The organism is Pseudomonas oryzihabitans (assembly GCF_001518815.1).
Lineage (GTDB): Bacteria > Pseudomonadota > Gammaproteobacteria > Pseudomonadales > Pseudomonadaceae > Chryseomonas > Chryseomonas oryzihabitans_E.
In genome coordinates this window covers 606,513-629,111 of record NZ_CP013987.1, presented here as the reverse complement: position 1 = coordinate 629,111, position 22,599 = coordinate 606,513, and the positions used below count along the sequence as shown (strand labels likewise).

The following is a 22,599-nucleotide window of genomic DNA, read 5'->3' as shown; positions in this document are numbered from 1 at the left end:
GGCCGGTTTCCGGCGCAGGCGGAACAGGCGCCTATTCGCCAGGGAAAAAGATATGTCGATGGTACGCATCGGCCCTTATACCTTGCCCAACTCGCTGATTCTCGCGCCCATGGCCGGGGTCACCGACCTGCCCTTCCGCCGCCTGTGCCTCGCGCTCGGCGCCGGCATGGCCGTGTCGGAAATGGTGACCAGTGACGTGCGTCTCTATGACAGCCGCAAGTCGCGGCTGCGCCTGATCCATGCCAGCGAGCAGGAGCCACGTTCGGTGCAGATCGCCGGCGGCGACCCGGCGATGCTGGCCGAGGCGGCGCAGCGCAATGTCGAACTGGGCGCCCAGATCATCGACATCAACATGGGCTGCCCGGCGAAAAAGGTCTGCAACAAGGCCGCCGGCTCCGCACTGATGAAGGACGAGGCCCTGGTGGCCGAAATCCTCGCCGCCGTGGTGGCCGCGGTGGATGTACCCGTGACCCTGAAGATCCGCACCGGCTGGGATCCCGAGAATCGCAACGGCCTGCGCATCGCGCAGCTGGCCGAGGCGGCCGGCATCCAGGCACTGGCCGTACATGGCCGCACCCGGGACGATAGGTTCCTCGGCGCCGCCGAGTACGACACCATCGCGGCCATCAAGCAGGCGGTAGGCATCCCGGTGTTCGCCAACGGCGACATCGACAGCCCGGAAAAGGCTCGGGCGGTGCTCGAGCATACCCGCTGCGACGGCCTGCTGATCGGCCGCGCGGCCCAGGGCCGGCCCTGGATCTTTCGCGAGATCGCCCATTACCTGGCGACCGGTGAACACCTGGCAGCGCCCAGCGATGCCGAGGTGGCAGCCATCCTGCTGGAGCATCTGGACGCCCTGCATGCCTTCTATGGCCCGGAAATGGGCGTGCGCATCGCCCGCAAGCACGTCGGCTGGTACCTGGCCGACCGTCCGGGCGCAGCGGAATCGCGCGCCCAGTTCAACCGACTACAAGACACTCAAGCCCAGCACGCCAGCATTCGCGCGTTTTTCGCGCAGCCCCCGATCGGGAAGCAGGTGGCATGAATTCGATGACCGAGACTTTGACTGGAACAGCGCCCGTGAGTGACAACGGCGACCTCAAGCAGCACCTGACCGCCCCCCTGCAAGAGGGCCAGACGCTGCGCGACAGCGTGGAAAAGGCGCTGCGCAGCTACTTCGCCCATCTCGATGGGCAGCCGGTGACCGACGTCTACAACATGGTGCTCTGCGAAGTGGAAGCACCCCTGCTCGAAAGCGTGATGAATTACGTCAAGGGCAACCAGACCAAGGCGTCGGAGATGCTCGGGCTCAATCGCGGCACCCTGCGCAAGAAGCTCAAGCAGTACGACCTGCTCTGATCCGCCTCCTCGCCGGCGGCCCAGAGGGCTTGACCGGCGGTCTTTCCCCTCCTGATGGACATGACCATGACCGACCAGACCTCTCGCCTCCCCGTCCGCCGTGCGCTGATCAGCGTGTCCGACAAGACGGGCGTCGTCGACTTCGCCCGTGAACTCGCGGCCATCGGTGTGGAAATCCTGTCCACCGGCGGTACCTACAAGCTCTTGCGCGACGAGGGCATCCCGGCGCTGGAAGTCGCCGACTACACCGGCTTCCCGGAAATGATGGACGGCCGCGTCAAGACCCTGCACCCGAAGATCCACGGTGGCATCCTCGGTCGTCGCGGCGTCGACCACGAGGTCATGAGCGAACACGGTATTCGCCCGATCGACCTGGTCGCGGTCAACCTCTATCCCTTCGCCGCCACCGTGGCCAAACCCGGCTGCAGCCTGACCGATGCCATCGAGAACATCGACATCGGCGGTCCGACCATGGTCCGCAGCGCGGCCAAGAACCACAAGGACGTCGCCATCGTGGTCAACGCCAGCGACTACGCGGCGATCCTCGACGACCTCAAGGCCGGCGGCCTGACCTACGCCCAGCGCTTCGACCTCGCGCTCAAGGCCTTCGAACACACCGCCGCCTACGACGGCATGATCGCCAACTACCTGGGCAGCATCGACCAGCAGGCCGAGACCCTGTCCACCGAAGGCCGTGCCGCCTTCCCGCGCACCTTCAGCGCCCAGTTCATCAAGGCGCAGGACATGAGATACGGCGAGAACCCGCACCAGCAGGCGGCCTTCTATGTCGAGCACGCCAGCGAAGCTTGCGTGGCGACCGCCACCCAGCTGCAGGGCAAGGAACTGTCCTTCAACAATGTCGCCGACACCGATGCCGCCCTGGAAACCGTGAAGAGCTACGACCAGCCGGCCTGCGTCATCGTCAAGCACGCCAACCCCTGCGGCGTGGCCGTGGCCGGTGACCTGCGCCAGGCCTATGAACTGGCCTATGCCACCGACAGCGAGTCGGCCTTTGGCGGCATCATCGCCTTCAACCGCGAGCTGGACGCCGACACCGCCCGTGCCATCGTCGAGCGCCAGTTCGTCGAGGTGATCATCGCACCGCGCGTCAGCGCCGAAGCCCGCGACGTGGTGGCGGCCAAGGCCAACGTCCGCCTGCTGGAGTGCGGCGAGTGGCCCGCCGAGCGCAAGCCCGGCCTGGACCTCAAGCGCGTCAATGGTGGTCTGCTGGTGCAGAGCCGCGACATCGCCATTATCACCGCCGACGACCTCAAGGTGGTGACCCAGCGCGCGCCCAGCGAGCAGGAACTGCAGGACCTGATCTTCGCCTGGAAGGTGGCCAAGTTCGTCAAATCCAATGCCATCGTCTACGCCAAGGACCAGCAGACCGTCGGTATCGGCGCCGGCCAGATGAGCCGCGTCAACTCGGCGCGCATCGCCGCCATCAAGGCCGAGCACGCCGGCTTGGCGGTGGCGGGTGCGGTCATGGCGTCGGACGCCTTCTTCCCCTTCCGTGACGGCATCGACAACGCCGCGGCCAATGGCATCACCGCGGTGATCCAGCCGGGCGGCTCCATGCGCGACGCCGAAGTCATCGCCGCCGCGGACGAAGCGGGCATCGCCATGGTCTTCACCGGCATGCGCCACTTCCGCCACTAAGGTCCGCCACGGCCGGGCCCTGCGCCCTGGCCGTCGATCCCACTGTCAAGGGTGGACGGCTGCGTGCGGTCCGCCCAGAGGAAAGCTTCATGAACGTACTCATCATCGGTAGCGGTGGCCGCGAACACGCCCTGGCCTGGAAAGTCGCCCAGGACACGCGGGTCACCAAGGTCTACGTCGCCCCCGGCAACGCCGGCACCGCCACCGAGGCCAAGTGCGAGAACGTCGCTCTCGACGTCCTGGCCCTGGAGCAACTGGCCGACTTCGCCGCCGCGAATGTCGAGCTGACCATCGTCGGCCCCGAGGCGCCGCTGGTGGCCGGGGTGGTCGACCTGTTCCGCAGCCGCGGCCTGCCCTGCTTCGGCCCCACCGCCGGCGCTGCCCAGCTGGAAGGCTCCAAGGCCTTCACCAAGGATTTCCTGGCCCGGCACCAGATCCCCACCGCCGCCTATGCCAACTTCACCGAGGTGGAGCCGGCCCTGGCCTATCTGCGCGAGCAGGGTGCGCCCATCGTGATCAAGGCCGACGGCCTGGCTGCCGGCAAGGGCGTGATCGTCGCCATGACCCTGGCCGAAGCCGAGGAAGCCGTGCGGGACATGCTTTCCGGCAATGCCTTCGGCGATGCCGGTGCGCGGGTGGTGATCGAGGAGTTCCTCGACGGCGAGGAAGCCAGCTTCATCGTCATGGTCGACGGCAAGAACGTGCTGCCCATGGCAACCAGCCAGGACCACAAGCGCGTCGGCGACGGCGACAGCGGTCCCAACACCGGCGGCATGGGCGCCTACTCCCCCGCGCCGGTCGTCACCCCCGAGGTCCATGCCCGGGTCATGCGCGAGATCATCGAGCCCACCGTGGCCGGCATGGCCAGTGAAGGCAACGTCTATACCGGCTTCCTCTATGCCGGCCTGATGATCGATCAGAGCGGTGCACCCAAGGTCATCGAATTCAACTGCCGTTTCGGTGATCCCGAGACCCAGCCGGTGATGCTGCGCCTGCAGTCCAGCCTGGTGCTGCTGGTGGAGGCCGCCCTGGCCGAGGCCCTCGACAAGATCGAGGCCTGCTGGGATCCACGACCGAGCCTGGGCATCGTCCTCGCCGCGGGCGGGTACCCGGGTGACTACGCCAAGGGTGATGTCATCGCCGGTCTCGATGCTGCCGCGACCCTGCCGGGCAAGGTGTTCCAGGCCGGTACCGCGCTGCGCGATGGTCAGGTGGTGACAGCCGGCGGTCGGGTACTTTGCGCCACGGCGCTGGGCGAAACGGTCTCCGCCGCCCAGCAGAATGCCTATGCCCTGGCCCAGGAAGTCTCCTGGAATGGCTGCTTCTACCGTAGCGACATCGGCTACCGCGCCATCGCCCGCGAGCGACAGTGAAGCTCACCCTGGGATCAGCCTGTTACACTGTTACGTCAACAGACGTGACGGGCTGATCTATACTCGACGTCCGCATCCGCGAAGGGAACTCTCGTGCACCGGCTCTGGATCGCCATAGGCTTTGTGATCGGCTGGCTGCTGTTGCTGCTGGTGGCCAACTCCGTGCAGGCCGAGAATTCGCCGGACGCCGGCTGGGCTCAATACGAAGACGTCACGGGTGAATACACCCTCGACGAGGTCCGCGACCGGCTCTCCGCCTTCAAGCCGCTGACCGCGGCCAAGACCCATCGCCCGGCTGGCCCGGGCGCGCTCTGGTTGCATACCCGCATCCAGCCCGACACCCAGCAACGCCTGCTGCGCATCGTCTCGCCCAATGTGGGCTACCTGGACTTCTTCGCTTACCGCGACGATCAGCTGCTCAGCGAGATTCGCGATGGTTTGTCGCGCCCCCTGCTCAATCCATTGCAAGTCAGCCGCGACTTCGTCTTTCCGATCCCGGCGAGCGATCAGCCGCTGGACCTGTTCCTGAGATTCGAATCGCCTCAGCCGATGCGCATCTCCCTGAACCTCAGCAGCAGCGCCGAAGCCGAGGTGACGCACCGCCTGGTGCTGTTCGGCGTGCTACTCGGCTGCCTGGCCATGCTGGCGCTGTACAACGGTGTGCAACTGCTCTACCACCGCAGTCGTGCCACCAGTGCCTTGACCCTGCTGCTGGTGATGCTGGTCTGCGTGGCGCTGAACCTGTTCGGCTTAAGCAAATTCCTGCTCGGCGCCTTCAAGAGCCAGGCGCCGCTGCTGACCGATCTGTCGGTCCTGGGCTGCAGCGCCGCCGGCCTGAACCTGATCGGTGCCTTCTTTGGCTGGCGCCGCCTGCCGCTCTGGAGCCGCCGCCTGATTGGTACCCTGCTGGTGCTGGTGGGCCTTGGCGCCGCGGTCCGCTTCGTGGCCGGCGATGTCTACATTGGCGACTGGCTGATGGCGATCAATGGGCTGGCTCTGCTCGTTTGCCTGGGCATCGCCCTGGAACGCTGGCACCAGGGCGCCCGCTATGCACGCCTGCTAGTGGTGAGCTGCGCCCTGTTGGCGGTCGCCGGCATGCTCGCGCTACCGGTCCTGGCCGGCTATGCCAACGCGCCCATCTGGCTGGGCCGCGCCTTGATCAGCAGCTGCATGTTCAGTGGCATCCTGCTCACCCTGGCCCTGGAAGAACGCCGCCGCTACCTGCGCGAGGAGCATTTCACCCGGACTCGCGATCGCGCTGCCAACCACGCGGAGCTCAAGGGCAAGGCCGAATTCCTCTCGCGCATCAGCCATGAAATTCGCACGCCCATGAACGGGGTGCTGGGCATGACCGAGCTGTTGCAGGGCACGGCGCTGTCGGCCAAGCAACGCGACTATGTGCAGACCATCCACAGCGCCGGTGCCGAACTACTCAACCTGATCAACGAGATCATCGACATCACTCGCCTGGAAAGCGGCCAGATCGAGCTGGAAGAGGTCACCTTCGACCTCAATGCCCTGCTCGACGACTGCCTGGACATCTTCCGGCCGCGCGCTGAAGAGCACCGGGTCGAACTGCTCAGCTTCATCCAGCCCCAGGTGCCGCGACGCTTCATCGGCGATCCCACGCGCCTGCGGCAGATCCTGCTCAACCTCCTGGAAAACGCCTTCCAGCGCACCGAAGAGGGAGAAATCCTCCTGGTGATCTCCCTGGAGGAGGCCACCGGCCAGCCGCCGCGGCTGCGCATCTCGGTACAGGACAGCGGCACCCCGCTGGATGCAGCCCTGAGCCGGCAGCTGCTCTCCACCCACCTCGACAGCCGCGACTTCCTCACCAGCGACACCGAGAGCCTGGATTTCGGCTTGATCATCGCCCGCCAGCTGGTGCTGCTGATGCAGGGCGACTTCGGCATCCAGAACAACGCCGAGGGCGGCTCCAGCTTCTGGATCAGCCTGCCCGTCCCTGCTCAGGCCCTGGTGCTCTCGCGCGGCGACAGCGACTACCCGCTGCAGGACGTGCGGGTACTGGTGGTCGACGACAACGAACTCTGCCGCAAGGTGCTGCAGCAGCAGTGCAGCGCCTGGGGCATGCAGGCGGTCACCGCCGCCTCCGGGCGCGAGGCCCTGGCCCTGCTGCGTACCCAGTCGCACCTGCGGGAATACTTCGACGTAGTGCTGCTCGACCAGCAGATGCCGGGCATGACCGGCATGCAGCTGGCGGCACGTATCAACGAAGACGAGAACCTCAACCATGATCTGCTGCTGATCATGCTGACCGGCCTGAGCAATGCACCGAGCAAGGTCATCGCCCGCAACGCCGGCATCAAGCGGGTGCTGGCCAAGCCCGTGGCCGGCTATACCCTCAGGGCCACCCTGGCCGACGAACTGTCGCGCCGCGGCCAGCGGGTGAGCGAGCCCGAGCCTCAGGAGCAGCCGAGCGGCATACCAGGCGACTTCCGGGTCCTGGTGGCCGAGGACAACAGCATTTCGGTCAAGGTGATCCGCGGCATGCTCAAGAAGCTCGGGGTGGAACCCGACACCGTGGGCAACGGCCTGGAGGCCTTCGAAAAGCTCCAGCAGAACACCTACGACCTGATCCTGATGGATTGCGAGATGCCGCTGCTGGACGGCTTCGGCGCCACGCGCCGGCTACGAGCCTGGGAACAGCAGAATCACCGCTCCCGTACCCCGGTGGTGGCCCTGACCGCCCATATCCTCGCCGAGCACAAGGATCGCGCCCAGGAGGCCGGCATGGACGGGCACATGGGCAAGCCCATCGAACTCTCCCAGCTGCGCGAGCTGCTGCTCTACTGGGCCGAGCGTCGTCGCCTGGACGTGACTCGCACGGGCCTCAAGGCGAATCCTTGAACCTGTCCTTGACGTAGGTGATCTCGGTCTTGCCGTGCGGGGCCGGATTGCCGTCCTCGTCCAGGTTGACGAAGACGATCTTGTCGATGGTGAGGATGCTCTTGCGGGTGATCTTGTTGCGCACCTCGCATCTCAGGGTGATGGAAGTACGGCCGAACTCGGTGGCGGTAATGCCCAGCTCGATGATGTCGCCCTGGCGCGAGGCGCTGATGAAGTTGATCTCCGAGATGTACTTGGTCACCACCTTGGGATTTTCCAGCTGCACGATGGCGTAGATCGCCGCCTCTTCGTCGATCCACTTCAGCAGGCTACCGCCGAACAGGGTGCCATTGGCGTTGAGGTCCTCGGGTTTCACCCATTTGCGGGTATGGAAGTTCATCGGGGCTCCTTGAAGGTCTAGGGGGGTTGGGACATCAGATCAGGGGGCGGGCGGGAGATTCCGGTGGACATGAGGCAGAGCGCCACCCTTTGGGTTTATCGCGATCCTCGTTATACTGCCCGCGCATCGCGGCCAACAGGCCGCTCCGCCTTCCGTTCGAGGGGCGCTGCAGCACGCTGCGTTATCCCATCCTAGCCGACCCGCCCCTGGCGCGGGACCCTCGGCGGGCATGACGCCAGACGTTGTCAGGCTCGAACGGAGCGTTGTCAGAACGCATCAACGGCGCCCATTCGCACCTAACGAATGGAGACTCTTCAATGAGCGCTGTCCTCACGCCTGCCGCTTTTAACGATTTCAAGGTCGCCGACATCTCCCTGGCCGACTGGGGTCGTCGCGAAGTCATCATCGCCGAATCCGAGATGCCTGCCCTGATGGGCCTGCGCCGCAAGTACGCCGGTGAACAACCCCTGGCTGGCGCCAAGATCCTCGGCTGCATCCACATGACCATCCAGACCGCCGTGCTCATCGAGACCCTGGTGGCCCTGGGCGCCGAAGTGCGCTGGTCCAGCTGCAACATCTTCTCCACCCAGGATCAGGCCGCTGCCGCCATCGCCGCGGCCGGCATCCCGGTATTCGCCTGGAAGGGCGAGACCGAAGCCGAATACGAATGGTGCATCGAGCAGACCATCCTCAAGGACGGCCAGCCCTGGGACGCCAACATGGTGCTGGACGACGGCGGTGACCTGACCCAGATCCTGCACGACAAGTACCCGCAGGTGCTGGAGCGCGTGCACGGCATCACCGAAGAGACCACCACCGGCGTGCACCGCCTGCTGGACATGCTCAAGGACGGTACCCTCAAGGTCCCGGCGATCAACGTCAACGACTCGGTCACCAAGAGCAAGAACGACAACAAGTACGGCTGCCGCCACAGCCTCAACGACGCCATCAAGCGCGCCACCGACCACCTGCTGTCCGGCAAGCAGGCACTGGTGATCGGTTACGGTGACGTGGGCAAGGGCTCGGCGGCCTCGCTGCGTCAGGAAGGCATGATCGTCAAGGTCTCGGAAGTCGACCCGATCTGCGCCATGCAGGCCTGCATGGACGGCTACGAGCTGGTCTCGCCCTATGTCGACGGCCTGAACGACGGCACCGAAGCCTCCGTGGATCGCGCCCTGCTGGGCAAGATCGACCTGATCGTCACCACCACCGGCAACGTCAACGTCTGTGACGCCAACATGCTCAAGGCCCTGAAGAAGCGCGCCCTGGTATGCAACATCGGCCACTTCGACAACGAGATCGACACCGCCTTCATGCGCCAGCACTGGGGCTGGGAAGAGGTGAAGCCGCAGGTGCACAAGATCCACCGCACCGGCCTGACCGTCGATCCCGCCAACGACGACTACCTGATCCTGCTGGCCGAAGGCCGTCTGGTGAACCTGGGTAATGCCACCGGCCACCCCAGCCGCATCATGGATGGCTCCTTCGCCAACCAGGTGCTGGCACAGATTCACCTGTACCAAGAGAAGTTCGCCGACCTGCCGGTCGCAGAGAAGACCGCCAACGTCACCGTCATGGTCCTGCCCAAGAAGCTGGACGAAGAGGTTGCGCTGGAAATGGTGAAGGGCTTCGGTGGCGTCGTCACCCGTCTGACCGAGTCCCAGGCCAAGTACATCGGCGTGACCCAGGAAGGCCCCTTCAAGCCCGACAGCTACCGCTACTGATGGCCAGCCCCGCCCGCAAGGGCGGGGCCGCTCACGAGAGAGACGCCGTGAAACCCAGTCTGAGTTTCGAATTCTTTCCCTGCAAGACCGAAGCGGGCCATGAGAAGCTGATCGCCACGGCGCGACAGCTGGCAGGCTACGGGCCGGAGTTCTTCTCCTGCACCTATGGCGCCGGCGGGTCCACCCGTGACGGCACCTATCGCACCGTGCGCCAGCTCAACGACGAGGTCGGCGTGCCGACCGCGCCGCACCTGTCTTGCGTCGGCGACAGCAAGGCCAAGCTGCGCGAACTGCTGCAGCAATACCGTGAAGCCGGCATCAACCGTATCGTCGCCCTGCGTGGTGACCTGCCCTCCGGCATGGGCCTGTCCGGGGGTGGCGAGCTGCGCTATGCCAGTGACCTGGTCGCCTTCATCCGTGAGGAAACCGGCGATCACTTCCATATCGAAGTCGCCGCCTATCCGGAAACCCATCCGCAGGCACGCAGCTTTACGGACGACGTGCGCAATTTCGTGTACAAGATGGAGGCTGGTGCTGACCGTGCGGTCACCCAGTACTTCTTCAACGCCGACTGCTACTTCCATTTTGTGGAACGTGTCCGCAAACTGGGAGTCGAATCCCCAGTGATCCCTGGCATCATGCCGATCACCAACTACAGCAAGTTGGCACGCTTCTCCGATGCCTGTGGCGCTGAACTGCCTCGCTGGCTGCGGAAGCAACTGGAAGCCTACGGTGACGACACCCAGAGCATCCAGGCCTTTGGCGAAGAAGTCATGACCGCCCTCTGCGAGCGACTGCTCGAAGGCGGGGCACCCGGTGTGCACTTCTATACCCTGAACCAAGCGGAGCCTTGCATCGCCATCTGGCGAAATCTCGGCTTTTGAAGTCGGCCACGCGAACTGGCGGCGACTTCACCCAATCGTGATTACCGCTACCGGTCATCGCCCGACTCTTCATCCAGCGCAGGATGACGAGGGTGGGCGAGACGTCTGAAACCTTTCGGACGTCAACCGGAAGCGCAACCGCGCCCCCACGTCGGCGGGACGCCGACAGAGACAGGAACCCCGCATGTCCTTCATTTCCCTCGGTCTCTCCGAGGCCCTTGCCCGCGCCGTGGAAGACGCTGGCTATACGAATCCCACGCCTGTTCAGCAACGCGCCATCCCGGCCGTCCTGCAGGGTCGCGATCTGATGGTGGCTGCCCAGACCGGTACCGGCAAGACCGGCGGCTTCGCGCTGCCGGTGCTCGAGCGCCTGTTTCCCAATGGTCATCCCGATGGCCGTGGCTATGTCGCCAAGCAGCCGCGGGTGCTGGTCCTGACCCCCACTCGCGAACTGGCGGCTCAGGTCCACGAAAGCTTCAGGGTCTATGCCCGCGACCTGCCCATGCGCAGTGCCTGCGTCTTCGGTGGCGTCGGCCTCAAGCCGCAGGTTACCGCCCTGGCCAAGGGTGTGGACGTTCTCGTGGCCTGCCCGGGTCGCCTGCTGGACCTCGCCGGTCAGCAGAGCGTCGACCTGTCCGCCGTCGAAGTCCTGGTGCTGGACGAAGCTGACCGCATGCTCGACATGGGCTTTATCCATGACGTGAAGAAGGTCCTGGCCCGCCTGCCAGCGAAGCGCCAGAACCTGCTGTTCTCGGCCACCTTCTCCAAGGACATCACCGACCTCGCCGGCAAGCTGCTGCAGGATCCCGAGCGGATCGAGGTCACCCCGCCGAACACCACCGTCGAGCGTATCGAGCAGCGACTGTTCCGCATTCCGGCCAATCAGAAGCGCGCCTTGCTCGCCCACCTGATCACCCTCGGCGCCTGGGAACAGGTCCTGGTGTTCACCCGTACCAAGCACGGCGCCAATCGCCTGGCCGAGTACCTGAACAAGCATGGCCTGCCGGCCGCGCCGATCCATGGCAACAAGAGCCAGAACGCCCGCACCAAGGCCCTGGCCGACTTCAAGAGCAACGACATTCGCGTGCTGGTCGCCACCGACATCGCCGCCCGCGGCCTGGACATCGATCAGTTGCCCCACGTGGTCAACTTCGAGCTGCCCAATGTCGAGGAAGACTATGTACACCGCATCGGCCGTACCGGCCGGGCCGGACGCAATGGCGAGGCCATCTCGCTGGTGGCGCCGGACGAGGAGAAGCTGCTCAAGGCCATCGAGCGCCTGACCAAGCAGAGCATCCCGGACGGTGACATGCAGGGCTTCGATCCCCAGTCCGTTCCGCCGGAGCAGCCGGAAGTGCGCGCCCCGCGCGAACCTCGCGGCAAGCCGCAGCAAAATCGCCAGAAGAAGGCCGACAAGCCGGCGCGCAGCGAAGGCCAGGGCCAGAATCAAGGGCAAGGCAAGCCCGCCACTGGTGAGCAGGCCGGTGCCCAACCCCAGGGCGAACGCAAGAATCGCACGCGTAATCGTCGCAACCGCCGTGATCGCGATGACGCGGGCCAGGACAAGGCTGCTGCTCAGCCCGGCCAGGCCGTCGCCCAGCAGCCACGCAATCGTGATCCGGAAGAATTCCTGGACGATGCCTACGATAACTTCGGCAATAGCGTCGACTACGTGAGCCCCTACCAGGGTAAGGGCCGCAAGGGCCCGCGCAGTGGCAACGGCGGCGGTGCTCCGCGCCCCGCCACCGCGACCGGTACCCAAGGTCAGCCCCGCCAAGGCCAGGGTCAAGGCGCCGCACGCGGTCCTCGCAGCCAGCAACAACAGCAGCCCGGCAAGCGTCGTGGTCAGAATGGTCAGCCCCGAGCTGCCCGGCCTTATGACGCCGCGCCGAGCGAGCCGCGTGCCTATGCCTCGGAAGAGCGGACGTCGAACAAGCCGCAGCCGAAGATCGTGCACAAGCCGTCGCGTGCCGACCGCCTGCCGACCCTGGAGCAGCTGGAAGACCTGCCAAGCCGCCCGCGTAGCGAGAAGCCCGCATTGCTGACACGCAACCGCGAAGCCTGATCGGCTCAAGGCCGCTCAGACGGCCCTGCTACCAGATAAAACAAACCCCGCCTTGGCGGGGTTTGTTTTTTAGGATGCTACTCAGGCATGAGCGGCGCGCAAGGCGTCGATATAGGGTTCGGCCTGGCGATGGCTACGAATCAGTTCGATGAAGTCTTCGCCCTGGGCCGTGCGGGCATCGAGATCGTAGCCGGCATCGACGAAGAAGCCGACGAAGCGCTCGAAGTCGTCCGGACGCAGACCTCGGTAGGCCTTGACCAGCTTGTGCAGAGACGCGGGGGTATCGTCCGCCGGCTCGACCTCAAGGAACAGCTTGATCTGCTCGTCGCTGATCTCTTCACCGATGACCTGCTTTTTATCCTTACGCATCCTTTGGCTACCTGTGCTGGGGGATTCTTTGGAGAAAAGGAGGGCCGATTCTAACCCTGCCCTTCGCCCGCCCGCCAGTGACAAAACCAAGGCAATACCGCGAAACCGGTCAAAGGTTCAATCGAATTGCGCGCGCATCCAGGTGCGATAGCGCTCGGCTTCCGCCGCGCCTTCCAGCGGCGCCCAGGCAGGGCGCTCGCCTTCGCCCAGGGGCAGGAAGGGTCCGGCCTTGCATTCGAAAAACAGGCAGTCGCCGTCCAGGGCGACCAGCGCATGGTAGTGCCCAGGGGCGAGATCGACGCCTGGACAACCGGCGGCCTGGGACAGTTCACGGCGCAGCAGTACCTGCCCGTCCTCACTGAAGGTCAGCAGTCCCAACCGACCTTGCAGCACCAGGAGACTCTCGGCCTTGCGCGGATCCAGGTGCCGATGGGGCGGGATGTAGCTGTCCTCGCACATGCCGACGACCAGCCGGTGGCAGGGCTCGTCCATGCTATGCAGGCTGTGATGGGCGCGCCTGCGCGGACTGTTCGCCGCCTGCCGGAGCAGGTCGGCGAACAGGTCCTGATCGAACAGCCGGGCGGTCACAGCCCCTTCACGGCATAGATGCCGGGGGCGTTGCGCCAGTAGCCCTTGTAATCCATGCCGTAGCCGAAGATGTAGCGATCGATGCAGGGCAGGCCGACATAGGTCGCTTCCAGGCCCTTGACCTTGCGGTCGTGGGTCTTGTCGATCAGCACGGCGGTATGGACCTCGCGAGCACCGGCGTGGCGGCAGAAGTCGATGATGGCCTTGAGGGTATGGCCCTCGTCGAAGATGTCGTCGACGATCAGCACATCGCGATCGATGAAGGAGACCTCGGGCTTGGCCTTCCAGAACAGCTCGCCGCCGGTGGTCTCGTTGCGATAGCGGGTGGCGTGCAGGTAGGACATCTCCAGCGGGAAATTCAGCCGGGTGGCCAGCTTGCCGGTCAGGATCAGGCCGCCATTCATCACGCAGAAGACCACCGGATTGCGCTCGGCGAGATCGGTGGTGATCGCCGCGGCGATCCGATCGATGGCTGCCTCGACCTGGGCTTCGTCATAGAGGCAATCGGCTTCCTGCATGACCTGACGGATGTGAGCGAGATCGGCGGGCATGGGGCTTCTCCGGGGGACGGGGCGCCTGCTTTACCAACGGCGCGGATAAAAGGCGGCAAAGGTACAGACACCGCGGACCGATCTCAAGCGCCGCCAGGCGGCTACTATTGTCGCAGGGTACTGCCCACCTCGGGCCGGATGCTTTAATGTACCGCGGTTTTTCGATCGCCTGCCCTATCCTGCGGCAGGCCTTTGGGCTGCCGATCGTACCGAAGCCATCCCTTTTCACGGCGATCCGCTGCCCTACCGTCTCTGGAGAATCCCATGTCCGTCCACGAAATCCGCCACCCGCTCATCCGTCACAAGCTCGGCTTGATGCGGCGTGCCGACATCAGCACCAAGAACTTCCGCGAGTTGGCCCAGGAAGTCGGCGCCCTGCTCACCTATGAAGCGACCAAGGATCTGCCGGTGGAAACGGTGGACATCGAAGGCTGGTGCGGCACCGTGCAGGTGGAAAAGATCTCTGGCAAGAAGGTCACCGTGGTGCCCATCCTGCGCGCCGGCATCGGCATGCTCGACGGCGTGCTCAGCCTGATCCCCAGCGCCCGCGTCAGCGTGGTGGGCCTTGCCCGCAACGAATCCACCCTGCAAGCCCATACCTACCTGGAAAAGCTGGTGGGTGAACTGGACCAGCGGATGGCCATGATCATCGACCCCATGCTGGCCACCGGCGGCTCCATGATCGCTACCATCGACCTGCTGAAGAAGGCGGGGGCCAAGGAAATTCGCGCCCTGGTCCTGGTGGCCGCGCCCGAAGGCATCACCGCGGTCGAGGAAGCTCACCCGGACGTACGCCTCTACACCGCCTCCATCGATGAGCGCCTCAACGAGCATGGCTACATCCTCCCGGGCCTGGGCGATGCCGGTGACAAGATCTTCGGCACCAAGCAGAAGGACGCCTGAGCGTGACTGCGCGGGAACCGCTCTGGCGGGAGATCGTGGTGGGCGCCCAGATGCTCTTCGTGGCCTTTGGCGCCCTGGTGCTGATGCCGCTGATCACCGGCATGGACCCCAACGTCGCCCTCTTCACCGCAGGCTTCGGCACCCTGCTGTTCCATCTGGTCACCGGTCGCCAGGTGCCGGTGTTCCTGGCGTCGAGCTTCGCCTTCATCGCCCCGATCATCGCCGCCAAGGCTGAATTCGGCTTGCCGGCGGTGCTGGGTGGGGTAGTGGCGGCGGGCTTCGTCTACACCTTCCTGGGCCTGGCGGTGAAGGTGCGTGGCGTGGGCTTCATCGATCGCCTGCTGCCGCCGGTGGTGATCGCCCCGGTGATCATCTCCATCGGCCTGGGCCTGTCGCCGGTGGCAGCCAACATGGCCATGGGCAAGGCCGGTGACGGCAGTGCCCAGCTGGTGCCCTATGCCACGGCGATGATGATCTCCATGCCGGCGCTGGTCACCACGCTGCTGGTGGCCATCTACGGCAAGGGCATGTTCCGCCTGGTGCCCATCCTCGCCGGCGTCTTTGTCGGCTATGCGCTGGCCTTCGTCTTCGGCATCGTCCATACAGAGGGCATAGGCGCCGCGCCCTGGCTGGCGATCCCGGCCTTCGTCGCGCCGGAATTCCACTGGGGTGCCATCCTGTTCATGGTCCCGGTCGCCCTGGCGCCGGCCATCGAGCACGTCGGCGGGGTGATCGCGGTAGGCGGGGTAACCGGTCAGAACTACCTCAAGCAGCCCGGCCTGCACCGCACCCTGCTGGGTGACGGCCTGGCCACCTCCTCCGCCGGCCTGTTCGGCGGTCCGCCCAACACCACCTATGCCGAGGTGACCGGCGCGGTGATGCTGACCAAGAACCATAATCCGCGGGTCATGCTGTGGGCGGCGGGCTTTGCCATGGTGCTGGCGTTCGTCGGCAAGTTCGGCGCGGCGCTGCAGACCATTCCGGTGCCGGTCATGGGCGGCATTCTCTGCCTGCTGTTTGGCTCCATCGCGGTGGTGGGCCTGAACATCCTGATCCGCCACCAAGTGGATCTGTCCGAGGCGCGTAACCTCGTGATCGTGTCCGTGACCCTGGTGTTCGGCATCGGCGGCATCGTCTTCGGCAACGGCGAGATCGGCCTCAAGGGCATCTCCCTGTGCGGCCTGATCGCCATCGGCCTCAACCTGGTCCTGCCAGGGCACAACGCCTGGAAGAAGGACGCCGAACCGCCAGAGCGCCCGCTGCTCTGACGGCCCTGCGGCGGATGCCGGTCTAGGCCGGCATCCGCGGTTGCTCCAGGCGCTGCGGCGGCAGCTCCGCCACCTCCTCGCACAGTTCCACCAGCGCCTGCGCCCAGGCCGGGTCATCGTTGACGCAGGGAATCAGCACCAGCTCCCGACCGCCGGCTTCGATGAACTGTTCGCGGCCGCGATCGCCGATCTCCTCCAGCGTTTCGATGCAGTCGGCGACGAAGGCCGGGCACATCACCAATAGCCGCTTGACCCCCGCCTTGGCGAGCTCGTCCAGCCGCGCCTCGGTATAGGGCTCGATCCACTTGTCCTTGCCCAGCCGCGACTGGAAGGACACCGACCACTTGCCATCGGGAATGCCCAGGCGCTTAGCCACCAATTCGGCGGTGCGCTGGCACTGGCTGCGGTAGCAGACGGCCAGAGCCTTGGTGCTGACCTTGCTGCTGTCGGGTGCGCGCAGGTCATGGGTGCGATCCTTGACCAGCTTGCGGATGTGCCGCTCGGGCAGGCCATGGAAGGACAGCAGCAGGTGGTCGTAGGGCTCCTCGAGATAGGGCTCGACACTGGCCGCCAACGCTGCCTGGTATTCCGGGCGATCGTAGAAAGGCGGCAGGATCTTCAGTGTCAATGGCAGCTGGTGGGCTTCGATCACCCGCCGTGCCTCGACGATGGCGGTGGTGGTGGTGCTGTCGGCGAATTGCGGATAGAGCGGCGCATAGGTCACCTCGCGGATGCCCTGGCTGGCCAGGCGCTTGAGCACCGACTCCACCGAAGGCTCGCCGTATCTCATGCACAGCTCGACCGGGCCATGGCGCCAGAGGGGTCGTACGGCTTCCTGCAGGCGGCGGCTGAGCACGATCAATGGCGAGCCGTCGTCCCACCAGATCGACTCATAGGCCTCGGCCGAGGCCGCTGGCCGCTTGATCAGCACCAGTGACACCAGCAGCCGGCGCAGTGGCCAGGGCAGATCGACCACGTAGGGATCCATCAGGAACTGGTTCAGATAGCGCTTCACGTCGGGGACGTGGGGCGAGTCGGGCGAACCCAGGTTGGCGAGCAGCAGAGCGTTGGCAGTCATCGTGAATCCTTGGCAGCGAGCAGGTCGGCCAGGGCCGTGTCCAGCTCGGGATAGCGAAAGACGTATCCGTCCGCGAGCAGACGCTCGGGACGGGCGCGCTGACCACCCAGCAGCAGGATGGACAGCTCTCCCATCAGGCGCAGGGCGAAGGCGGGAATCAGCAATCGCGCCGGGCGCCGCAAGGCCCGTCCCAGCGCCTCGGTGAAGTCCCGGTTGCGCACTGGCTCGGGGGCACAGAGATTATAAGGACCTTGGGCATCGCTTCGGTTGAGAAGAAAATCGATGGCCCCGATTTGATCCTGTAAATGAATCCAGGGCATCCATTGGCGTCCGCTGCCCAGGCGTGCGCCGAGCCCGAAGCGAAAGGGCGGCAACAGCCGCAGCAGGAAGCCGTCGTCGGCCGCCAGTACCAGCCCGGTGCGCAGATTGACCACGCGGATACCCAGCTTCTCGGCCTCGTTGGCCACCTGCTCCCAGGCCAGGCACAGTTCACCGGCGAAATCGGGGCCGGCCACGCTGTCGGCTTCACTTACCGGCTTCTCGCCACTGTCACCATAGAAGCCGATGGCCGAGCCCGACAGCAGTACCTTGGGCTTCTGGCTGCGCCCGCGCAGCCATTCGATCAGGCGCTCGGTGGTGTCGATCCGACTCCGCCAGAGTTCGGCCTTGCGGCTACGGGTCCAGGGCTTGTCGGCGATGGGCGCTCCGGCCAGGTTGACCACCGCATCCAGGTGTTCGCCGTCCAGCACCTCCAGTTGAGCGATGCCGCGTACCTCTGGCCCGCATTCGCGCGCCACGCGGGTGGGGTCGCGGCTAAGGACGGTCAGCTGGTGGCCGGCGGCGGCCCATTGGCGGCACAGCGCGCGGCCGATCAGTCCGGTGCCACCTGTCAGCAGGATATGCATGTCGTCACTTCCTTCTCGTATTGCCCTGCCGCCCGTATGCATCTGAACGAAGGGAAGAGGATTGTTTGGTATGGTCGTGGGTCGAAAGATCCAGAACGGTTGCCAGTCGTAGCCGTAGAGCCCTTGCACGCGTAAACGTTCGACAAGGGCGCATCGTCAGACAAGCGAGGTCCATCATGACTGCCCCTATCGCCATCGTTGGCGCAGGAATAGCCGGACTTGCCGCTGCTCAAACGCTGATTCGCGCCGGGCAGCAGGTCCAGATCTTCGACAAGAGCCGCGGCAGCGGCGGCCGCATGGCCAGCAAGAGAAGCGAGGCCGGCGCCCTCGACCTGGGTGCCCAGTATTTCACCGCACGCGACCGCCGCTTCATCGACGCCCTCAACGAGTGGCGGCGGGCCGGCTGCGCGGCCGAATGGAATCCGGTGCTCTACCAGTACCGCGAAGGGCGTCTGAGTCCGTCCCAGGACGAACAACCCCGCTGGGTCGGGGTACCGCGCATGAGCGCCATCACCCGTCACCTGCTGGCCGATCTGCCAGTCAGCTTCGACTGCCGCATCACCGAGGTCTTTCGCGGTGCCCAGCACTGGCACCTGCTGGATGCCAGCGGCGAGACCCACGGTCCCTTCGCCCAGGTCGTCATCGCCATGCCGGCGCCCCAGGCCACTGCCCTGCTGTCCAGCGTGCCCAAGCTGGCGGCGACCGTGGCGGGGGTGAGCATGGAGCCGACCTGGTCGGTGGCCCTGGCCTTCGCCACGCCGTTGCAGACGCCGGTGGAAGGCTGCTTCGTGCAGGGTAGCGAACTGGACTGGCTGGCACGCAATCGCTGCAAGCCAGAGCGCGACACCACCCTGGACACCTGGGTGCTGCACGCCACCAGCGCCTGGAGCAAGGCGCACCTCGATGCCTCCAAGGAGGAGGTGATCGAACGCCTGCATGGCGCCTTCGCCGAGCTGATCGGCTGCCCGCTGCCGGCCCCCAGCTTTACCCTGGCGCATCGCTGGCTCTATGCCCGACCGGCGCAGCCGCACCAGTGGGGCGCCCTGGCCGATCCCGACATGGGCGTCTTCGTCTGTGGCGACTGGTGCTCCAGCGGTCGAGTGGAAGGAGCCTGGTTGAGTGGTCATGAGGCAGCGCAGCAACTCCTGGGCAGTTTGGATTAAGCGACGAAGCGCACGCCGTTTGTAACCTGCGGCGAATCTTTTGGCGTAGGCCCCTGTCGAAAGTTGCACGAAACTTGTACAAATAGAAAAACCTTGTACAAGAAAATACACGACAGGGGATCTCCATGCCTTATACCTCTCCCTCCAGCCTGTCCCGTCCGCGCCTGGGTATCAGTGCCTGCCTGCTGGGTGACGAAGTCCGCTACAACGGTGGACACAAGGAATCCCGGCTCTGTAGCCAGACCTTCGCCGAGCACTTCGATTTCGTCCGGGTCTGCCCGGAGATGGCCATCGGCCTCGGCACCCCGCGCGAACCCATCCGTCTGGTCGGCGACTCCCAGGCGCCACGCGCCGTTGGCACGCTCGATCCGAGCCTGGACGTGACCGCCGCCCTTACTGCCTATGGCGAAAAGATGGCGGGCGAACTCGCTGACCTGTCCGGCTTCATCTTCATGCAAAAGTCACCCTCTTGCGGCATGGAGCGGGTCAAGGTCTATCACGCCAACGGCCAGGGCAGCGAAACCGACGGCCGTGGCCTGTTCGCCGCCGCCATCATGCGTCTACGACCGGACCTGCCGGTCGAAGAGGCGGGTCGCCTGAACGATCCGGTCCTGCGGGAAAACTTCGTCACGCGCGTCTTCGCCCATGCCCACTGGCTGCAGCTGGTGCAACAGGGTCTGACGGCACGGGCCCTGCTGTCCTATCATTCGCGCTACAAGTACCAGCTCATGGCCCATGATGCTCATCGCGCTCGAGCCCTTGGGCAACTGGTAGGCAGCATCGGCCAGCGTAATCTCGATGAGCTGGGCCAGGAGTATTTCAGCGGCCTGATGGCTGCACTGAAGAAGTGCGCCACCCGCGGTACCCACTGCAATGTGCTCTACCATCTCTTCGGTTACCTGCGCCGCGCACTGAGTGACAGCGAGAAGCAGGAGATGCAGCAGCTGATCGAGCAATACCATGAGGGCATCGTCCCCCTGGTGGTGCCCCTGACCTTGCTCAAGCACCACTTCCGCCAGCATCCGGATCGTTATGTGAACGAGCAGGCCTATCTACAACCGCACCCTGAACGTCTGAGTCTGCGAAATGCCATCTAGCGCCACCCCCTTGCCTTCACCGCCACGCGATGAAGAGCAGGACTATCAATCGGCCCTGCACGAGGGCTGGCTGCCCATCCGGGAAATTGCCCGGCGGACCGGGGTCAACGCCGTGACCCTGAGAGCCTGGGAGCGGCGTTACGGCCTGCTGGTCCCCAAGCGCACACCCAAGGGGCACCGGCTGTACAGCGAGGCCCACGTGGTCCGGGTGCAGCAGATCCTGGCCTGGATCGCCCGAGGCGTGGCGGTCAGCCAGGTCAAGGGCCTGCTCGATGAGCAGCGGCCGGCGGTGGTGCCCAGCGACACGCCCTGGCAGGGCATCCACCAGGAGATGATGGACGCCACTGGCCGACTCGCCTCACGCGCCCTGGACGAAGCCTACAATCGCGCGGCTTCCCTCTATCCACCTCGGGTACTGCTGGATCAGTTGCTATCGCCCCTGCTGCGCGAGCTGGAGCGACTCAGCCAGGCCACCGACGATGGCCGTCTGCAGCAGGTGTTCTTCCAATCCTGGCTGCGCAGCAAGCTGGGCGCGCGGATCTATCACAGCCAGCACAACCTGCGAGGGGCGCCGCTGGTGTTGCTCAATCTCGACGATACGCCAATGAACGTCTCGCTCTGGCTCTGTGCCTGGCTGATCAGCGCAGCGGACTGCCCCGTCGAACTCATCGAGTGGTCGCTTCCCGTCAGCAACCTAGATCGCCTGGTCGAACGGCTCGATCCCAGGGCACTGGTGCTTTGCCGCGACAGTCGCCCCGACAGTGAGCTGCGTCGTCAGCTGCAGGCCTTTGCCAATCGCCACGCCCGTCCCTGCCTGACGCTGGGCGCGCTGGGTGAATCCCTTACCGCCGATGCCGCACCGGCACGCGGTCCGGGTGAGGCCTTCGATCGCCTGCAGAGCGCCGGCTTGCTGCGTCAGGAACGCTATGCATGAGCCAGCTCGTCTGGTTCCGTACCGACTTGCGTACCCATGACCATCCCGCCCTGCATGCTGCCGCTGAACAGGGACAGGTCGTCGCCGTCTTTCTGCTGAGTCCTGCCCAGTGGCGGGAACATGACGAGGCCGCGGTCAAGGTCGACTTCTGGTTGCGCAACCTCGCCAAGCTGCGCGAGACGCTCAAGACACTGGGCATCCCTCTGCTGATCCGGCGTGCGGAGCGCTGGGAGCAAGCGCCCCAGGTGCTGCTCGACCTGGCCAGGGAACAGGGTCTCGAACATCTGCATTTCAACGACGAATACGGGGTGAACGAAGCCGCCCGGGATGACGCCGTGGCTGAGGCGTTCGAGCAGGCGGGCCTTACTGCCCACCGCTATCTGGACCAGACCCTGTTCGCCCCCGGTACGGTATTGACCAAGAGCGGTGGCTATTTCAAGGTCTTCGGGCAATTCAGGAAGACGTGCCTTGCGCGCCTGGAAACGGGCTTGCCGATGCCCCTGCCGGCGCCGGACCGGCAGCAGGCCGCCACCATTCAGGCGGATGAGCTGCCCACCGGGGTCGACGGCTTCGCCGAGACATCGCCCGAGGTGCGACAGCTGTGGCCGGCGGGTGAAGAGGCGGCGCTCCAGCGGCTGGAGGCCTTCATCCGGGACGATCTGGAAGACTATCACCAGGCCCGGGACATCCCGTTCGAACCGGGTACCAGTCAGCTGTCGGCCTATCTGAATGCAGGAGTGCTGACACCACGGCAGTGCCTGCAGGCCGCGGTCAACGCCAACGACGGCCTGCTCAGTGGCGGTCGCCAGGGTGCGGCTACCTGGATCACTGAATTGTTGTGGCGCGAATTCTATCGCCATGTCCTGGTGGGCTATCCCTGGGTTTCGCGCAACCAACCCTTCAATCGGGACCTTGCCGCCCTGCCCTGGCGTGATGACCCTGAAGGCCTCGCCGCCTGGCAACAGGGGCGCACCGGCATTCCCCTCATCGATGCGGCCATGCGTCAGCTGCTGCAGACGGGCTGGATGCACAATCGCATGCGCATGCTGACCGCCATGTTCCTCTGCAAGAATCTGCTGATCGACTGGCGCGAGGGCGAGCGCTGGTTCATGCGTCATCTCATCGATGGCGACCTGGCCTCCAACAATGGCGGCTGGCAGTGGAGCGCCTCGACGGGTACCGATTCGGTGCCCTACTTCCGGGTGTTCAATCCCCATACCCAGGCCATGAAGATCGATGCACGCGGTGATTATGTGCGCACCTGGGTGCCGGAGCTGGCCGGGCTGAGGGGCAAGGCCGTGCACACCCCGGGGGAGCGCTATCTGCCACCGCTGGTGGACCTGGGCGAAAGCCGCCAACGGGCGCTAGCCACCTACCGCGGCATGGCGCGCAAGGCGGAAACAAAAAAGCCGGACTAGGTCCGGCTTTTTTC

20 protein-coding genes and 1 riboswitch are annotated in these 22,599 nt (G+C 65.3%); of the genes, 14 read left to right on the top strand and 6 right to left on the bottom strand.

The window, feature by feature from the left end:
- Positions 1–52: 52 nt before the first annotated feature.
- From dusB to APT59_RS02900, 5 genes are all read left to right on the top strand, one after another.
- On the top strand, positions 53–1,045 hold the full coding sequence (dusB, locus tag APT59_RS02920) for a tRNA dihydrouridine synthase DusB (protein WP_059313471.1): 993 nt from the start codon (positions 53–55) through the stop codon (positions 1,043–1,045).
- A complete protein-coding gene (gene fis / locus APT59_RS02915) occupies positions 1,042–1,359 on the top strand; it encodes a DNA-binding transcriptional regulator Fis (RefSeq protein ID WP_059313470.1) in 318 nt (105 codons plus the stop codon). The genes dusB and fis overlap by 4 nt, the downstream gene beginning before the upstream one ends.
- Before the next feature lie 66 nt (positions 1,360–1,425).
- Positions 1,426–3,018 carry a bifunctional phosphoribosylaminoimidazolecarboxamide formyltransferase/IMP cyclohydrolase gene (purH, locus tag APT59_RS02910; RefSeq protein ID WP_059316814.1) on the top strand — a complete coding sequence of 531 codons (1,593 nt, stop codon included), beginning with the start codon at positions 1,426–1,428 and terminating at the stop codon, positions 3,016–3,018.
- Between the two features lie 89 nt (positions 3,019–3,107).
- Positions 3,108–4,391: a phosphoribosylamine--glycine ligase gene (purD, locus tag APT59_RS02905; protein ID WP_059313469.1), complete on the top strand. Its 1,284-nt coding sequence runs from the start codon at positions 3,108–3,110 to the stop codon at positions 4,389–4,391.
- Positions 4,392–4,484: 93 nt separating this feature from the next.
- Positions 4,485–7,259: a hybrid sensor histidine kinase/response regulator gene (locus APT59_RS02900; RefSeq protein WP_059313468.1), complete on the top strand. Its 2,775-nt coding sequence runs from the start codon at positions 4,485–4,487 to the stop codon at positions 7,257–7,259.
- Here the strand turns inward: APT59_RS02900 and APT59_RS02895 are convergent.
- On the bottom strand, positions 7,243–7,638 hold the full coding sequence (locus tag APT59_RS02895; protein WP_059313467.1) for an acyl-CoA thioesterase: 396 nt from the start codon (positions 7,636–7,638) through the stop codon (positions 7,243–7,245). The two genes, APT59_RS02900 and APT59_RS02895, sit on opposite strands and share 17 nt — an antisense overlap.
- Positions 7,639–7,790: 152 nt before the next feature.
- A riboswitch (S-adenosyl-L-homocysteine riboswitch) is annotated at positions 7,791–7,933 on the top strand.
- Positions 7,934–7,955: 22 nt separating this feature from the next.
- Between APT59_RS02895 and ahcY the strand changes: the two genes are divergently transcribed.
- The 3 genes from ahcY (at position 7,956) to APT59_RS02880 (ending at position 12,311) form a co-directional block, all read left to right on the top strand.
- Entirely contained in the window at positions 7,956–9,362 is a 1,407-nt protein-coding gene (gene ahcY / locus APT59_RS02890) for an adenosylhomocysteinase (protein WP_059313466.1), read from the top strand.
- Between the two features lie 47 nt (positions 9,363–9,409).
- Positions 9,410–10,246 (top strand): methylenetetrahydrofolate reductase [NAD(P)H], encoded by an 837-nt coding sequence (gene metF, locus APT59_RS02885; RefSeq protein ID WP_059316813.1) that lies wholly within the window; start codon positions 9,410–9,412, stop codon positions 10,244–10,246.
- A 184-nt stretch (positions 10,247–10,430) separates the two neighbouring features.
- Entirely contained in the window at positions 10,431–12,311 is a 1,881-nt protein-coding gene (locus APT59_RS02880; protein ID WP_059313465.1) for a DEAD/DEAH box helicase, read from the top strand.
- An 81-nt stretch (positions 12,312–12,392) separates the two neighbouring features.
- Here APT59_RS02880 and APT59_RS02875 read toward each other — a convergent pair whose 3' ends face one another.
- The 3 genes from APT59_RS02875 to APT59_RS02865 form a co-directional block, all read right to left on the bottom strand.
- A complete protein-coding gene (locus tag APT59_RS02875) occupies positions 12,393–12,680 on the bottom strand; it encodes a PA4642 family protein (RefSeq protein WP_059313464.1) in 288 nt (95 codons plus the stop codon).
- Positions 12,681–12,797: 117 nt separating this feature from the next.
- Complete coding sequence (locus APT59_RS02870) at positions 12,798–13,268, bottom strand: WbuC family cupin fold metalloprotein (protein ID WP_059313463.1); 471 nt, start codon at positions 13,266–13,268, stop codon at positions 12,798–12,800.
- A complete protein-coding gene (locus APT59_RS02865; protein ID WP_059313462.1) occupies positions 13,265–13,819 on the bottom strand; it encodes a hypoxanthine-guanine phosphoribosyltransferase in 555 nt (184 codons plus the stop codon). Before APT59_RS02865 ends, APT59_RS02870 begins: the two co-directional genes overlap by 4 nt.
- 264 nt (positions 13,820–14,083) lie before the next feature.
- On the opposite strand from APT59_RS02865, the gene upp reads away from it, so the two are divergent.
- Together upp and APT59_RS02855 are read left to right on the top strand one after the other, a co-directional pair.
- The gene (upp, locus tag APT59_RS02860) at positions 14,084–14,722 is read left to right on the top strand and encodes a uracil phosphoribosyltransferase (protein WP_059313461.1); all 639 of its coding nucleotides are present in this window, start codon (positions 14,084–14,086) and stop codon (positions 14,720–14,722) included.
- A 50-nt stretch (positions 14,723–14,772) separates the two neighbouring features.
- On the top strand, positions 14,773–15,990 hold the full coding sequence (locus APT59_RS02855; RefSeq protein WP_059316812.1) for a uracil-xanthine permease family protein: 1,218 nt from the start codon (positions 14,773–14,775) through the stop codon (positions 15,988–15,990).
- A gap of 22 nt (positions 15,991–16,012) precedes the next feature.
- Here APT59_RS02855 and APT59_RS02850 read toward each other — a convergent pair whose 3' ends face one another.
- Together APT59_RS02850 and APT59_RS02845 are read right to left on the bottom strand one after the other, a co-directional pair.
- The gene (locus APT59_RS02850) at positions 16,013–17,068 is read right to left on the bottom strand and encodes a ferrochelatase (RefSeq protein ID WP_059313460.1); all 1,056 of its coding nucleotides are present in this window, start codon (positions 17,066–17,068) and stop codon (positions 16,013–16,015) included.
- The gene (locus APT59_RS02845) at positions 17,065–17,973 is read right to left on the bottom strand and encodes a TIGR01777 family oxidoreductase (protein ID WP_059313459.1); all 909 of its coding nucleotides are present in this window, start codon (positions 17,971–17,973) and stop codon (positions 17,065–17,067) included. Before APT59_RS02845 ends, APT59_RS02850 begins: the two co-directional genes overlap by 4 nt.
- Positions 17,974–18,149: 176 nt before the next feature.
- On the opposite strand from APT59_RS02845, the gene APT59_RS02840 reads away from it, so the two are divergent.
- The 4 genes from APT59_RS02840 (at position 18,150) to APT59_RS02825 (ending at position 22,585) form a co-directional block, all read left to right on the top strand.
- A complete protein-coding gene (locus tag APT59_RS02840; RefSeq protein ID WP_059313458.1) occupies positions 18,150–19,136 on the top strand; it encodes an NAD(P)/FAD-dependent oxidoreductase in 987 nt (328 codons plus the stop codon).
- 125 nt (positions 19,137–19,261) lie between these two features.
- Positions 19,262–20,233, top strand: a complete 972-nt coding sequence (locus tag APT59_RS02835; protein ID WP_059313457.1) for a YbgA family protein — start codon at positions 19,262–19,264, stop codon at positions 20,231–20,233.
- Positions 20,223–21,167 (top strand): MerR family transcriptional regulator, encoded by a 945-nt coding sequence (locus tag APT59_RS02830; protein ID WP_237140564.1) that lies wholly within the window; start codon positions 20,223–20,225, stop codon positions 21,165–21,167. Before APT59_RS02835 ends, APT59_RS02830 begins: the two co-directional genes overlap by 11 nt.
- Positions 21,164–22,585, top strand: a complete 1,422-nt coding sequence (locus tag APT59_RS02825) for a cryptochrome/photolyase family protein (protein WP_059313455.1) — start codon at positions 21,164–21,166, stop codon at positions 22,583–22,585. The genes APT59_RS02830 and APT59_RS02825 overlap by 4 nt, the downstream gene beginning before the upstream one ends.
- The last annotated feature ends 14 nt before the right edge of the window (positions 22,586–22,599 follow it).

What these genes read in the sequence shown, in the direction of transcription:
- dusB (WP_059313471.1), top strand. Translation starts at nt 53, where the DNA reads ATGTCGATGGTACGCATCGGCCCTTATACCTTGCCCAACTCGCTGATT.
- fis (WP_059313470.1), top strand. Translation starts at nt 1,042, where the DNA reads ATGAATTCGATGACCGAGACTTTGACTGGAACAGCGCCCGTGAGTGAC.
- purH (WP_059316814.1), top strand. Translation starts at nt 1,426, where the DNA reads ATGACCGACCAGACCTCTCGCCTCCCCGTCCGCCGTGCGCTGATCAGC.
- purD (WP_059313469.1), top strand. Translation starts at nt 3,108, where the DNA reads ATGAACGTACTCATCATCGGTAGCGGTGGCCGCGAACACGCCCTGGCC.
- APT59_RS02895 (WP_059313467.1), bottom strand. Translation starts at nt 7,638, where the DNA reads ATGAACTTCCATACCCGCAAATGGGTGAAACCCGAGGACCTCAACGCC.
- ahcY (WP_059313466.1), top strand. Translation starts at nt 7,956, where the DNA reads ATGAGCGCTGTCCTCACGCCTGCCGCTTTTAACGATTTCAAGGTCGCC.
- APT59_RS02880 (WP_059313465.1), top strand. Translation starts at nt 10,431, where the DNA reads ATGTCCTTCATTTCCCTCGGTCTCTCCGAGGCCCTTGCCCGCGCCGTG.
- APT59_RS02875 (WP_059313464.1), bottom strand. Translation starts at nt 12,680, where the DNA reads ATGCGTAAGGATAAAAAGCAGGTCATCGGTGAAGAGATCAGCGACGAG.
- APT59_RS02865 (WP_059313462.1), bottom strand. Translation starts at nt 13,819, where the DNA reads ATGCCCGCCGATCTCGCTCACATCCGTCAGGTCATGCAGGAAGCCGAT.
- upp (WP_059313461.1), top strand. Translation starts at nt 14,084, where the DNA reads ATGTCCGTCCACGAAATCCGCCACCCGCTCATCCGTCACAAGCTCGGC.
- APT59_RS02855 (WP_059316812.1), top strand. Translation starts at nt 14,773, where the DNA reads ATGCTCTTCGTGGCCTTTGGCGCCCTGGTGCTGATGCCGCTGATCACC.
- APT59_RS02850 (WP_059313460.1), bottom strand. Translation starts at nt 17,068, where the DNA reads ATGACTGCCAACGCTCTGCTGCTCGCCAACCTGGGTTCGCCCGACTCG.
- APT59_RS02845 (WP_059313459.1), bottom strand. Translation starts at nt 17,973, where the DNA reads ATGCATATCCTGCTGACAGGTGGCACCGGACTGATCGGCCGCGCGCTG.
- APT59_RS02840 (WP_059313458.1), top strand. Translation starts at nt 18,150, where the DNA reads ATGACTGCCCCTATCGCCATCGTTGGCGCAGGAATAGCCGGACTTGCC.
- APT59_RS02835 (WP_059313457.1), top strand. Translation starts at nt 19,262, where the DNA reads ATGCCTTATACCTCTCCCTCCAGCCTGTCCCGTCCGCGCCTGGGTATC.
- APT59_RS02830 (WP_237140564.1), top strand. Translation starts at nt 20,223, where the DNA reads ATGCCATCTAGCGCCACCCCCTTGCCTTCACCGCCACGCGATGAAGAG.
- APT59_RS02825 (WP_059313455.1), top strand. Translation starts at nt 21,164, where the DNA reads ATGAGCCAGCTCGTCTGGTTCCGTACCGACTTGCGTACCCATGACCAT.